This is a genomic window from Mesorhizobium sp. M4A.F.Ca.ET.090.04.2.1 (genome assembly GCF_003999085.1).
Classification (GTDB): domain Bacteria; phylum Pseudomonadota; class Alphaproteobacteria; order Rhizobiales; family Rhizobiaceae; genus Mesorhizobium.
Window position 1 is genome coordinate 1 of record NZ_RZOT01000123.1, and the last position, 12,183, is coordinate 12,183.

11 protein-coding genes and 1 pseudogene are annotated in these 12,183 nt (G+C 64.7%); 9 read left to right on the forward strand and 3 right to left on the reverse strand.

Features of this window, described 5'->3' with window-relative positions; all coding sequences use genetic code 11:
- The first annotated feature begins 38 nt into the window (after window positions 1-38).
- The 3 genes from EN781_RS11365 (at window position 39) to EN781_RS11375 (ending at window position 3,695) form a co-directional block, all read left to right on the forward strand.
- Complete coding sequence (locus tag EN781_RS11365; protein WP_126055189.1) at window positions 39-1,556, forward strand: sugar ABC transporter ATP-binding protein; 1,518 nt, start codon at window positions 39-41, stop codon at window positions 1,554-1,556.
- Window positions 1,556-2,629: an ABC transporter permease gene (locus EN781_RS11370; protein ID WP_245455491.1), complete on the forward strand. Its 1,074-nt coding sequence runs from the start codon at window positions 1,556-1,558 to the stop codon at window positions 2,627-2,629. Before EN781_RS11365 ends, EN781_RS11370 begins: the two co-directional genes overlap by 1 nt.
- Window positions 2,630-2,708: 79 nt before the next feature.
- Window positions 2,709-3,695: a substrate-binding domain-containing protein gene (locus EN781_RS11375; RefSeq protein WP_126055188.1), complete on the forward strand. Its 987-nt coding sequence runs from the start codon at window positions 2,709-2,711 to the stop codon at window positions 3,693-3,695.
- Window positions 3,696-3,753: 58 nt separating this feature from the next.
- Here EN781_RS11375 and EN781_RS11380 read toward each other — a convergent pair whose 3' ends face one another.
- Window positions 3,754-5,184 (reverse strand): ATP-binding protein, encoded by a 1,431-nt coding sequence (locus EN781_RS11380; protein ID WP_127399995.1) that lies wholly within the window; start codon window positions 5,182-5,184, stop codon window positions 3,754-3,756.
- A gap of 220 nt (window positions 5,185-5,404) precedes the next feature.
- Here EN781_RS11380 and EN781_RS11385 point away from each other — a divergent pair, with 220 nt between their 5' ends.
- Both EN781_RS11385 and EN781_RS11390 read left to right on the forward strand, forming a co-directional pair.
- On the forward strand, window positions 5,405-6,697 hold the full coding sequence (locus EN781_RS11385) for a mechanosensitive ion channel domain-containing protein (protein ID WP_126055186.1): 1,293 nt from the start codon (window positions 5,405-5,407) through the stop codon (window positions 6,695-6,697).
- 164 nt (window positions 6,698-6,861) lie between these two features.
- On the forward strand, window positions 6,862-7,863 hold the full coding sequence (locus tag EN781_RS11390; protein WP_127399996.1) for a L,D-transpeptidase: 1,002 nt from the start codon (window positions 6,862-6,864) through the stop codon (window positions 7,861-7,863).
- 59 nt (window positions 7,864-7,922) lie between these two features.
- Here the strand turns inward: EN781_RS11390 and EN781_RS11395 are convergent, their stop codons facing one another.
- Window positions 7,923-8,192 (reverse strand): hypothetical protein, encoded by a 270-nt coding sequence (locus EN781_RS11395; RefSeq protein ID WP_245492584.1) that lies wholly within the window; start codon window positions 8,190-8,192, stop codon window positions 7,923-7,925.
- Between the two features lie 430 nt (window positions 8,193-8,622).
- On the opposite strand from EN781_RS11395, the gene EN781_RS11405 reads away from it, so the two are divergent.
- The 4 genes from EN781_RS11405 (at window position 8,623) to EN781_RS11420 (ending at window position 11,873) form a co-directional block, all read left to right on the forward strand.
- Window positions 8,623-9,978, forward strand: a complete 1,356-nt coding sequence (locus EN781_RS11405; RefSeq protein ID WP_126055184.1) for a selenium-binding family protein — start codon at window positions 8,623-8,625, stop codon at window positions 9,976-9,978.
- Window positions 9,975-10,346: a 2Fe-2S iron-sulfur cluster-binding protein gene (locus tag EN781_RS11410; RefSeq protein ID WP_126055183.1), complete on the forward strand. Its 372-nt coding sequence runs from the start codon at window positions 9,975-9,977 to the stop codon at window positions 10,344-10,346. Before EN781_RS11405 ends, EN781_RS11410 begins: the two co-directional genes overlap by 4 nt.
- Entirely contained in the window at window positions 10,343-10,801 is a 459-nt protein-coding gene (locus EN781_RS11415) for a CoA-binding protein (protein WP_126055182.1), read from the forward strand. The genes EN781_RS11410 and EN781_RS11415 overlap by 4 nt, the downstream gene beginning before the upstream one ends.
- 181 nt (window positions 10,802-10,982) lie before the next feature.
- On the forward strand, window positions 10,983-11,873 hold the full coding sequence (locus tag EN781_RS11420) for an ankyrin repeat domain-containing protein (protein WP_127399997.1): 891 nt from the start codon (window positions 10,983-10,985) through the stop codon (window positions 11,871-11,873).
- 58 nt (window positions 11,874-11,931) lie between these two features.
- Here EN781_RS11420 and EN781_RS11425 read toward each other — a convergent pair.
- A pseudogene (locus EN781_RS11425) lies at window positions 11,932-12,183 on the reverse strand (pyridine nucleotide-disulfide oxidoreductase); the annotation flags it as partial.

Here is a 12,183-nt window from a genome sequence, read left to right on the forward strand (position 1 = left end):
CGCCAATCCTGCGCGAGGCCAACCCCCATGAGGCCGGCATGAGCGCGCCGCTGCTTTCGGTCACAGGTGCGGTAAAACGCTTCGGCGGCGTGCAGGCGCTGCGCGGCGTCGACTTCGACCTCAAGCCGGGCGAGATCCACGCGCTGCTCGGCGAGAACGGCGCCGGCAAATCGACGCTGATGAATCTTCTGTCGGGCGTCTACTCGCCGGACGAGGGCGAAATCCAGATCGACGGCAAGCCGGTCACCTTCAACAACCCGCGCGAGGCGCAGGCCGCCGGCATCGCCACCATCTTCCAGGAACTCGACCTCGTGCCCTCGCTCGATGTCGCGGCGAACCTCTTCCTCGGGCGCGAATTGATGCGACCGGGCGGCCTGCTCGACGTGCCGGCGATGCGCCGCGAGGCGAAGCGGCGGCTGGAAGCGATCGAACTCGCCATCGACCCCGCGCGCCTTGTCGCCGACTTCTCCATCGGCCAGCGCCAGGTGGTGGCGATCGTCAAGGCGCTGTCCTATGCGTCCCGCGTGCTGATCATGGACGAGCCGACGGCGGCACTCACCGTCGGAGAGGTCGAGCGTCTGTTTGACATCATGCGCAAGCTCGCCGCGACCGGCGTCGGCATCGTCTATATCTCGCACCGGCTGGAGGAAGTCCCTGATATCGCCGACCGCGTGACGGTGATGCGCGACGGCCGCGTCGCCGGGGTCACCGAGCCGCACGCGCCGCAGGCCGAACTGGTGCGGCTCCTGGTCGGCCGCTCGCTCGATGAACTCTACCCGGCGCGCGCCAGAAGCGCCGGCAAGACGTTGCTCCGCCTCAAGGATGCCAGCTTCAAGCTCGCCCGGGAAAGCGCCGGCTGGCAGCCGCCGAGCGGCATTTCGCTCGAGGTCAGGGAGGGCGAGATCGTCGGCCTGGCCGGCATCATGGGAGCAGGGCGCACCGAACTGCTTTCCGCGCTCTACGGCACCGGTCTCGCCGGCCGCTGGCAGGGCGAGGTCGCAGTCGACGGCAGGCCCGTGAAACTCGACTCCATCGACGCGGCGCGCAAGGCCGGCATCGCCTTCGTCACCGACGACCGGCGCGGCAGCGGCCTGATGCTGAGAATGGCCGTCGGCCTCAACCTCGTGATGTCCGTGATCCGCCGCATCTCGCCGGCCGGCCTGATGTCGCCGCGCCGCCAGGCCGAGGCGGTCAAACAGTCGTTCGGCCAGTTCGACATCCGCCCGAAGAACCCGGACATATCCGTCGGCGCGCTGTCGGGCGGCAACCAGCAGAAGGTGGTGCTGGCCAAGGAAATTCTCGGCAACCCGCGCCTGCTGCTCCTCGACGAGCCGACCCGCGGCGTCGATGTCGGCGCCAAGGGCGAAATCTATGCGCGGCTGAGAGCGCTCGCGGCGCAGGGGCTCGGCATATTGGTCGCCTCCAGCGAGATGCCGGAGCTGATTGGACTTTGCGACCGCATCGTGGTGCTGCGCCAGGGGCGCAACGTGGCGGAATTCATTGGCGGCGTCGACGAGCACACCGTGCTTGCCGCGGCAAACGGCAGGGAGGCCTGATGTCGGACCAGAAGATTTCGGTGGCGGCGAGCCCGGCAGCTTCAAGCCCTTCGGTACCCGCTGCTCCTGCGGCGAGGCGCGTCGATCCGCTGGCGATCATCGTGCGCTTCCAGAGCCTGATCGGCCTGGTGCTGGTGGCGATCGGCGGCGTCATCTTCTCGCCCAGGCGCCATGGCGAGATCTTGTTCCTCAACCCCGACAACATCGCCAACATCGTGCGCGCCGTGTCCGAGACCGGCATCATCGCCATCGGCATGACCTTCGTCATCATCACCGCCGGCATCGACCTCTCGGTCGGCGCGGTGCTCGGCCTGTCCGCCGTGGTGACCGCAACGATGATGATCTCCGGCGGCTTCGGACTGATCTCGACCATTCTGGCCGTGCTCGCCATGGGTATCGTCTTCGGCATCGTCCAGGGCACCATCTCCACCCGCTTCCGGCTGGAGCCGTTCATCGTTACGCTGGCCGGCCTGCAGGCGGCGCGCGGCCTGGCGCTCATCGTTTCCGGCAACCAGTACATCAACATCTCCTATGGCGAGGGCCCGGGCCTGGCGCCGCCGGTGTTCGCGGTGCTGGGCGAGCGGCTGTTCGACAACACAGTGCCGGTGGCGACCATCGTCTTCATCGCCTTTGCCGCGATCGCCACGGTGGTGCTCAATACCACGCGTTTCGGCCGCTACGTCTTTGCCGTCGGCGGCAACGAGCGCGCCGCGCGCATTTCCGGCGTGCCGGTGTCGATGGTGAAGATCTCGGTCTATGCCATCACCGGCTTTGCCTCCGCACTTGCCGGCATCGTGCATGCCGGCCAGTTCAACTTCGGCAGCGCCAATGACGGCATGGGCTATGAGCTGACGGCGATTGCCGCCGTCGTCATTGGCGGCACCAGCCTGTTCGGCGGCGCCGGCTCGATGGTCGGCACCGTCGCCGGCACCATCATGCTCGGCGCGCTCGCCAACATCCTTCAGCTCAACAACATCACCCCCGCCACGCAGCTGCTCGCGACCGCCGCGATCATCGTGCTGGCGGCAGTGCTCCAATCCCTCGTTCGCCGCCGCGAGGGATTGGGCAGGTAGGAGGCCGGCGGCAAGCATACCCCCGAGACTGAACCAAACAGGTCTGTCCGCCCCCGGCCAGACGAGGAGGAGAGTGAGCATGAAAACCACGTTGAGAGGATCGCGCGTCCTTCGGGCCGCGCTTCTGGCAGGCGCCGGCCTGTGTATCGCCGGCAGCGCACAGGCCGCCGAGCCGCTGGTCAAGGCCTGCGCCAAGGACGGTCAGTTCGTCATCGGCTTTTCGCAGGCCAACAACGCCGAACCCTATCGCCAGCACGTCAATGACGAACTGACGGCCGCGGCCAAGGACGTTCCGCAGTTCACGCTGCAGATCGCCGACGGCGCCGGCAACGTCAACACGCAGACCTCGCAGGTCGACAACTTCATCACCCAGAAGGTTGATATCCTGCTGATCTCGCCCTTCGAAGCAGCGCCGCTGACGCCGGCCGTGAAGCGCGCCATGGATGCCGGCATTCCGGTGATCGAGCTCGACCGCAAGACGGTCGGCGACCCGGGCAAGGACTACACGGCCTTCATCGGCGGCGACAATTACAAGATCGCGCTCGAAGCCGGGAAATACACCGCAAAGACGCTGCTGCCCGACGGTGGCGAGACGGCGGTGCTGGAAGGCCTGCCGAGCTCGACGCCGGCGGTGGAGCGCCTCAACGGCTTCAAGGACGGCGTGAAGGAGAACGCCAAGATCCAGGTCGTCGCCGAGCAGGCCGCCGACTGGGTTCCGGATAAAGCCCAGACCGCCTTTGCCGCCATGCTGCAGGCGCATCCCGACATCAAGGTGCTCTACGCCTCGAACGACATGATGGCGGCCGGCGCGCTGCTGGCCGCCAAGGGCGCCGGCAAGGACGTCAAGATCATCGGCACCGACGGCCTGCCCGGTCCGGCCGGCGGCATCGAGGCCGTCGCCAAGGGCGACTGGGCGGCGACCTTCACGTATCCGACCGGCGCCAAGGAAGCGATCGAGATGTCGAAGAAGATCCTGCTCGACTGCGCGACCTCGGTGGAGCCGACGGTGACGGTGGAGACCACGGCAATCACCGCCGAGAACGCCAAGCAGCTGATGGGCAAATAGGCAGGGCGCTAGCTTCGGTGGGTAATAAGGCAAGGCCCCGCAAGGGGCCTTGTTTTCGTCACGAAACGCCTAGCTCCGCCTCTTCCGCATTCGGATCGCCCGGCGCCGTCGCCCAGGCGAGCTCGACCAGCGTCACCGTGCGCCGGCCGGTGCCGTCGAGCTGGCAGACGATCAGGCCCTGCTCCTCGATATAGGTGAGCAGGCGGCGCGCGCGGCGCAGCGAGTGCGAGCCATAGGCGCGCGCGATCGCCGCGTCGCTCGGGCACGGCCGGCCCTCCTTGGCCGCGCGGGCGATCATCATGAAGACGCCCTGCATGTCCTCGGGCAGCAGCGAGGCGCGCACCGAGACGTCGCGCCAGGCATCGTCCTCCGCCATTTCGGAGCCGAGGCCGGCCCGCGCCCGCGTCAGCATTCGGCGGAACTCGGCAAGGTCGGGCACGACCGAGGCCAGCCCCTCGATGCGGCAGCGGACGACAAACTCCTGATAGAGCACGCCGACGACGCGAAAACCCGCGTCGGGCTCGGCCAGCACGGCGCCGAGCACGCGGTCCATCCGTTCGCGCCGCTCGGCCAGGTCCTCGGCGCTCGGTGCCGGCTCGGCCGGCTCGGGGCGAATCTCCAGCGCCGCCGCCCGAGACGGTGCGGCGAGGATGATCGCGCGCGCGTCCTCCAACGCGGCCTCCGGCAGCGGCATCAGGCGCGGCGTGCCGTTGCGCGGTTTTGTATCGGTCGGGCCGATGCGCAGGCCGAGCGGCCGGCGCGACAGCGCGGGACCCAGCGCCATGAACTGGCCGCGCTCGAGGTCGCGAAAGGCTTCCGCCTGCCGCCGCTCCATGCCGAGCAGATCGGCGGCGCGCGCCATGTCGATGTCGAGGAAGGTGCGGCCCATCAGGAAGTTGGAGGCTTCCGCCGCGACGTTCTTGGCAAGCTTCGCCAGCCGCTGCGTGGCGATGATGCCGGCAAGCCCGCGCTTGCGGCCGCGGCACATCAAATTGGTCATGGCGCCGAGCGAGAGCTTGCGCGCCTCGTCCGAAACCTCGCCCGCCACCGCGGGCGCGAAGAGCTGCGCCTCGTCCACCACCACCAGCATCGGATACCAGTGGTCGCGCGCGACCTCGAACAGCCCGCCGAGGAAGGCGGCGGCGCGCCGCATCTGGTTCTCGGCGTCGAGCCCTTCGAGGTTGAGCACGGTGGAGACGCGGTGGATGCGCGCCCGCTCGCCGGCCGCCTGCAGGCCGCGCTCGGTATGCTCCTCGGCATCGATCACCAGATGGCCGAAGCGCTCGGCGAGCGAGACGAAGTCGCCCTCGGGATCGATGATGGTCTGCTGCACCCAGGGCGCGCTCTGTTCGAGCAGCCGGCGCAAGAGATGCGACTTGCCGGAGCCGGAATTGCCCTGCACCAGAAGGCGGGTCGCCAAAAGCTCCTCGAGGTCGAGCGCCGCCGTGGCCCCCGCGCTCGTCTCGCCCATCTCGATCGCAACCGTCATCTGTCGACTCGAAAAAGTTTCCCTGCGGGCCTTATCAACCGAAGCGCGGCGGGTCGAGCGCGCCGGACATGGACGGGCCGTTGTTCCCCAGCTCTTCGGTGACCGCTTACGCCTGGTCGCGCAAACCCCGAGCACGCAGCCAAGCTCTGCTTGACCATTGCCAAGCCCGGCGACATTGTGGATCACAAGTTGCAGTTCCTTAGCCAAGTGGTCGTGGCAAATGGATTTTCGCGACGCCATCGATCGGTCGCTGGCCTGGGCCGGCGGATGGTTCGACTATGCCGCCACGCCGTGGTTCGTCTATCAGGTCGGCATCATCGCCGCGCTATTCGCGCTGGCTAAGCTCGCGGCGCTGCGCGTCGAGCCGCTGGTGGAGGGCCAGGCACGCCAGATCAAGGGCCATCCCGGGCTCTTGCGGGTGGTGATCGCCCTGCTGCGGCGCACAGACTGGATCCTGTTTACGCTTTTCCTGTTTGCCGCGCTCAGCCTGCTGCGCGCCGTCACCTGGCCAAGCCGCACCCATCTCATCCAGGTCGCGCTCCTGCTCGCGCTGGCGTGGCTGTTCGCGACGGTGCTGTCGCGCATCATCCGCAACCGCCTCGTCGCGCGCACGCTGGGCTGGCTGGCCTGGATCTATGCGGCCCTTGTCATCCTGCACATCAGCGATGACGCGGCCACCGTCCTCGACAGCCTCGCGATCCCGCTTGGCGCGGTCCGGCTTTCGGCGCTCATGGTGCTGAAGGCGGCGCTGCTCCTGGTCGCGACGGTCTGGCTGGCGGTGGTCGTCGGCAATTACATCGACGAGCGCGTCCGCCTCTCCGAGGAACTGACGCCGTCGATCCGCGTCCTCGTCGGCAAGGTGGCCAAGATCGGCCTCGTGCTGGTGGCCGGCGCCGTCGCGCTTTCCGCCGTCGGCCTCGACCTGACGGCGCTGACGGTGTTTTCCGGCGCCGTCGGCGTCGGCCTCGCCTTCGGGCTGCAGAAGGTCGTCTCCAACTTCGTCTCCGGCGTGATCATCCTGCTCGACAAGTCGATCAAGCCTGGCGACACGATCTCGCTCGAAGGCACGTTCGGCTGGATCCGCGAATTGCGGGCGCGCTTCGTCTCGGTGGTGACGCGCGACGGCCGCGAGTTCCTCATCCCCAACGAGGACTTCATCACCCAGCGGGTCATCAACTGGTCGTTCAGCGACAACCTGGTGCGGCTCGACGTGAATTTCGGCGTCTCCTACGACGCCGACCCGCACAAGGTCAGCGAACTGGCGATCGAGGCGGCGATCAGCGTGGGCCGGGTCGAGGCCGATCGGCGGCCAGTCTGCTGGCTGACCGACTTCGGCGACTCCTCGCTGAACTTCGTCCTGCGCTTCTGGATCCGCGACCCCCAGCAAGGCCTGACCAACGTGCGTGGCAAGGTGCTGCTGGCGCTGTGGGACACGTTCAAGGCCAACGGCATCAGCATTCCGTATCCGCATCGCGAGATTATCATGAAGCCGGGCGCGCCGAGCGGGCGATAAGGACGGCGGCCGGGCGTCGCATCGCGAGATTGCAAGACCCTCGCCATTTCATCGCCGGCTGGAGTGCCTCATCTGGTCAGGTTCTGCCCTGCAGCTGTGAGTGAACGGAACCAGAAGAGCCCTGCCGCGTCATAATACAAGCAGGTTTTCGTGGAGTGACATCGATGCCCCGGCTCGTTCTGTTGGTCGCTGTGGCGCTTGCCCTCGCTTGCGGCGGGGCAGGGGCGGCCAAGCTGGACCCAGCCACCGTCAACGAGGCGCAATTCACCGCCGAGGAACCGAAAGGCTTCAGCCCCGTCCTGCTGAAGGCAGAGATTCTTCTGGATCGCGCCCGCTTCTCGCCAGGCCTGATCGAGGGCCGTGCATCAGAAAATTTCGCCAGGGCGGTCAGGGCCTTTCAGACGGCGAATGGATTGCCGTCCGATGGCAAGCTCACGCGCGAGACCTGGGACAGGCTGATGGCAACCTCCGCGAGCCCGGCTCTGGTGACCTATGAGCTGACGCGCAAGGATGTGCGCGGACCTTTTACCAGGCATATCCCGGCCCGCATGGAGCGGATGGCCCGCCTGCCGAGGCTCGGCTATCACAATGCCACGGAGAGGCTGGCGGAGCGCTTCCATATCAGCGAGCAATTGCTCAGGCGGCTCAATCCTGGCATCGGCTTCAGGAAGGCCGGCACGAAATTGCTGGTGCCGGATGTTGGCCGGGGGGATCCTCCCGCCGCCATTGCCGGCGTCGAGGTCGACAAGGGCGCCCGCCAGGTGCGCGTGCTTGATCCTTCCGGCAAATGGCTCGCAGTCTTCCCCGCTTCCATTGGCAGCGCCGAGAAGCCGGCGCCGAATGGCGAGGCGGAGGTCAAGCGCGTGGTGCGCAATCCGACCTATCACTACGATCCGGACTTCGCTTTCAAGGGAGTCAAGGCCAAGCGGCCGTTCACCATTGCGGCCGGCCCCAACAATCCCGTGGGCTCGGTTTGGATCGATCTCTCCATTGAAAGCTACGGCATTCACGGCACGCCCGAACCCGGCAAGATCGGCTTAACCTTCTCGCATGGCTGCATCAGGCTGACCAACTGGGATGCCGAGGACCTCGCCGCCATGGTGCGGAAAAGCACAAAGGTGAGCTTCAAGGACGAAATGGCGAACGCGGGCGACACGTCTCAGTAGGCTCGCGCGTTTGCGGCGCGCGTTTCAGCAGCCGATGAGGTCATTCCAATCTGATCTCATCAATACGCGAGCAGGGCCTTTCCGTATTTGGCCCACAACTGCTCGCAATCTCTGGCGCGAAGCGTTGGCGTCCCGAGGTCGCCGTACAAAACCATGGCCGCGCGAACATCGTAGCCAAGGATTGGAGCGTTGGCGAGGAACTGGACGGCCTCACCCAGACGGCGGACGTCGACAGCGGCATCGGTTTTGTTGGCGCTGTCAACTACACCCAGGATCTCGGCTGCCGTGTTCCTGACTGCCAAAACAGCAGCCATCGCTTCTTCGGTCATCATGTGGCCTGCCGACGAATCGTTTCATTCACACTCGCCATCAGTGGCACAACGTTCCGCGGCGTGTCCTGAACGCGCCGAACGTTTCGCGACATTTGTTGATTGCACCTTGACGCCAACCACTCAGCCTCTTCACGCGTCAACCCAATGAGGCATTGGCTTGCGAAACCCGCGGGCTCGTCAGCGATCGTGTCAAACACGGCCCAAGTGTCGGTCGGCTCTTGGACGACCACGAAACGCACATTAGTTACTCCTAATGGAATAACGCGCGAGAACGACCGCTGTTCCGCCGCTCGGTGCTGGGTCGCCGGGTTGGACATCGCGCTGCGCTTCACCGAACACCACCGTAGCGCCAGCGCCAAGCATGCACTAACATTCCAGCCTGACCTCCTTTGGGGCCGGCCGGTGACCTGTTCAGAGGGAAGTGCCCATGACCAATCATTGCTGTGGACCGGGCTATGCTTCTCCCGCCGAGGCGATGCGGGCACCGCGCGAAAAGCTGCTTTATACGATTGCCATCTACACCGGCACGGGCATTCAGAAGCCGGACTATCTGTGCACCATCGATGTCGACCCGCAGAGCCCGACCTACAGCCAGGTGATTTCACGCCTGCAAATGCCGGGCATCGGCGATGAGCTGCATCACTCGGGCTGGAATGCCTGCTCGTCGTGCCATGGCGATGCCAGCATGGAGCGGAAATACCTGATTGTGCCGGGTGTGCGCTCGTCCAATCTGCATATTGTCGATTGCGGCACCGATCCGCGCAATCCGACCCTGTTCAAGGTCATCGACGGCGCCGAGATCAAAGCCAGGACCAATCTTTCGGCGCCGCACACGGTGCATTGCCTCGGCTCGGATATCATCGTCTCCATGCTTGGCGACGCGCAAGGCAATGCCCCCGGCGGCTATCTGCAGCTCAGCAAGGAGTTCGAGATCGTCGGCCGCTGGGAAAACTCCATGGGCGGCATCAAGTTCGGCTATGATTTCTGGTACCAGCCGCGGCACAACGTGATGGTCAGCTCGGAATGGGCCGCGCCCAACACCTTCATGCCCGGGTTCGACCTCGAAGAGGTCGGTCATCTGAAATATGGCCGCGAGATCCATTTCTGGGATTTCGAGAAGAAGGAGCCAAGGCAGACATTCTATCTTGGTGAGGATGGCCTGATCCCGCTGGAAGTGCGCTTCCATCACAATCCCGACAGCAGCCACGGTTTTGTCGGCGCGGCGCTTTCCGCCAACATCATCCATTGGTGGAAGGACGCGGCGGGCGACTGGCAATGGGAAAAGATTGTCGACGTCGACAATGAGCCGCATCCCGAATGGCCGATCCCGATACCCGGCGTGATCTCGGTCATCCTGCTCAGCATGGACGACAGGTACCTCTATCTGTGCAACTGGCTGCATGGCGACATCCGCCAGTACGACATCTCCGACCCGCACAACGCCAGGCTGACCGGGCAGGTGTGGATGGGCGGACTGCTCGGCCGCGCTCCCGAGGTCAATGGCGTCAAAGTCACCGGCGGGCCGCAGATGATACAGCTCAGCCTCGATGGCAAGCGGCTCTATGTGACGACCTCACTGTTCTCGACCTGGGACAACCAGTTCTATCCGGAAATCCGCACCAATGGCGGCTGCATGCTGATGGTCAATTGCGATACCGAAAACGGCGGCATGGCAATCGATCCGCGCTTTGTCGTCGATTTCGGCAAGGAACCGAATGGACCAAGCCGCTGTCACGAAACCCGTTATCCCGGCGGTGATTGCACGAGCGACATCTGGGTATGACCAGCTTCACCATCACGCTCGCCAACCAGGGCGGCGCGGCCTTTGAGGTCGATCGCCGCAAGCCGCTCTTGCAGAGCCTGCGCGAGCAGGGCGTGGACCTGCCCTATGGCTGCAAATATGGCGGCTGCATAAGCTGCGCGGCCAAGATGATCAGCGGCAAGGTCGATCAGAAGGCGCAGGTGGCGCTGAACAACCGCCAGATCGCCAATGGCTACATCATCCTCTGCGTTGCCCGCCCGCTGAGCGACTGCACGCTGGAGGTCGGCGTCGAAAGCCACGACAGGCTCTATCGCAACCCGTTCCTCGACCCCCTGGCCGCGCATGAATTGAAAGCCGATATTGCGACCCCGCTGGACGACAAGAAATGACCCATATGAACCATGATGAGCCCTATCCGGAGGCTTATCTGCAGGAGATCCTGAAATCGGTCAAAACCATCGCGATGGTGGGCGCCAGCCCCGACAAAACCAAGTTTTCCTATGGTGTCCTGAGGGTGCTGCACGAAACCGGCTACGACATGATCCCGGTCAATCCCAGTTCCGGCGTGGAGGAAATTCGAGGGCTTAAAGTGTATCCCTCGCTGGCGGCCATCGACCGGCCCGTCGACATGGTCGAGGTTTTCCGCCGCTCCGAAGATCTGCTGGAGGTCGCGCAGGAGGCCATCGCCATCAATGCCAAGGTGCTGTGGGGCCAGATCGGGGTGAGGGATGATGCTGCCGCCCGGCTGGCGGAGGAGGCGGGCTTGAAAGTGGTGATGAACCGCTGTCCCAAGATCGAATTGTTCCGCCCCTTCTGGAAGCCGAAGCTGCATTTGGGGATATGATCGCAGGTCACGTAATTCGGCGTGTCGGCGGTGACCAACCTGGTCCCTTTGGTGTTGGGCGTTGGTTCTGCTAGGCCGTGGGCTCATACACCCGAAGCCATTGTCGCGATCGGGGATTTTGAGATAGACTTTGCAATCTCGAAATCGTGCCGGATCCTCAGGCTTGCCTTGGGAGATGCTAATGCGCGGGTTCTTGCTTTTCATTCTGTTAGTGCTTGCACACATTCCGATTGTATCGCATGCCGCCGCCATCCACGACGCCGCCATGGAGGGCGATGTCGCGGCGATCACGGCGGCACTCGATGCAGGTGCCGGAATAGATGAGAGCGATGGCACTGCCACGCCGCTCTATCTTGCGGTGATGCTGGGCCACATCGATGCGGCAAAATTGCTCATAGAACGTGGTGCGGACGTCAACGCCCAGACGGCTTGGGGCCCTCCGCTGATGGCGGCCGTGGGGAAAGACAAGATCGATCTGTTAAATCTGTTGCTGGAGCGGAATGCAGATCCAAATTCCAACCGTGACAGCGAATCCGCCCTCCACGTCGCCGTCACTCTCGATTGTCTCGATTGTGTGAGGGCGCTGGTCGAGGCCGGCGCAGACGTGAATGCGAAGACAACGGGCGGCAAGACGCCGCTCCATATCGCAAAGAGCCGGGGGCAAGCCGAAATTGCCGCCTATCTTTTGTCGCACGGGGTTGTCTTGCCAACACCGGCTCCGATCTCAATGAAATTGGCTTCTGCCGATGTCGAGAAAGGTCGAACCTACTTCGCCCGCGTGTGTGTCAGTTGCCACACTGCCGAACCGCAGGGAGGGAACAAGATAGGACCCAACTTATGGAGCATCGTCGGCCGCGACAAGGCATCCGTGGCAGACATGCGTTACTCCGATACCTTGCTGGGCTGGGAGGGGCTATGGACGTACGAGGACCTGAACAGATATCTCTTCGGGCCTATGCTTACCACGCCGGGCGTTAAGATGGAGACGCCTGGCGTCCCGGACGAGACCGAACGGGTCAACCTGATCGCCTACTTGCGCACACTCAGTGACAAGCCGATCCCGCTGCCCTGAATCGATGATCTCTTGCACAACTGCTGCTATGGGCCCGCGTCGGCTAGCAGATCGAACCTTACCTGAGATACGCCGCCAGATGGTCGCTGAGATCACGCGCGTCATCGCCGGCGCCGTCGATCAGCGCGGACTTGCGGCGGCGCAGGAACTGCATTCCCATCAGGTAGAGGCCCGGATGGTCGGCCACCCCGCCGTCGTGACGGACGTGGCCCCAGCGGTCGAGCACCGGCAGCTCCAGCCAGGAGTAGTCCGGCCGGTAGCCGGTGGCCCAGATGATCGTCCTGATCGCGCCGCCGGCAAGGTCCAGGCC

What these genes read in the sequence shown, in the direction of transcription:
- EN781_RS11375 (WP_126055188.1), top strand. Translation starts at nt 2,709, where the DNA reads ATGAAAACCACGTTGAGAGGATCGCGCGTCCTTCGGGCCGCGCTTCTG.
- EN781_RS11410 (WP_126055183.1), top strand. Translation starts at nt 9,975, where the DNA reads ATGACCAGCTTCACCATCACGCTCGCCAACCAGGGCGGCGCGGCCTTT.
- EN781_RS11420 (WP_127399997.1), top strand. Translation starts at nt 10,983, where the DNA reads ATGCGCGGGTTCTTGCTTTTCATTCTGTTAGTGCTTGCACACATTCCG.
- EN781_RS11385 (WP_126055186.1), top strand. Translation starts at nt 5,405, where the DNA reads ATGGATTTTCGCGACGCCATCGATCGGTCGCTGGCCTGGGCCGGCGGA.
- EN781_RS11395 (WP_245492584.1), bottom strand. Translation starts at nt 8,192, where the DNA reads ATGACCGAAGAAGCGATGGCTGCTGTTTTGGCAGTCAGGAACACGGCA.
- EN781_RS11380 (WP_127399995.1), bottom strand. Translation starts at nt 5,184, where the DNA reads ATGACGGTTGCGATCGAGATGGGCGAGACGAGCGCGGGGGCCACGGCG.
- EN781_RS11390 (WP_127399996.1), top strand. Translation starts at nt 6,862, where the DNA reads ATGCCCCGGCTCGTTCTGTTGGTCGCTGTGGCGCTTGCCCTCGCTTGC.
- EN781_RS11365 (WP_126055189.1), top strand. Translation starts at nt 39, where the DNA reads ATGAGCGCGCCGCTGCTTTCGGTCACAGGTGCGGTAAAACGCTTCGGC.
- EN781_RS11415 (WP_126055182.1), top strand. Translation starts at nt 10,343, where the DNA reads ATGACCCATATGAACCATGATGAGCCCTATCCGGAGGCTTATCTGCAG.
- EN781_RS11405 (WP_126055184.1), top strand. Translation starts at nt 8,623, where the DNA reads ATGACCAATCATTGCTGTGGACCGGGCTATGCTTCTCCCGCCGAGGCG.
- EN781_RS11370 (WP_245455491.1), top strand. Translation starts at nt 1,556, where the DNA reads ATGTCGGACCAGAAGATTTCGGTGGCGGCGAGCCCGGCAGCTTCAAGC.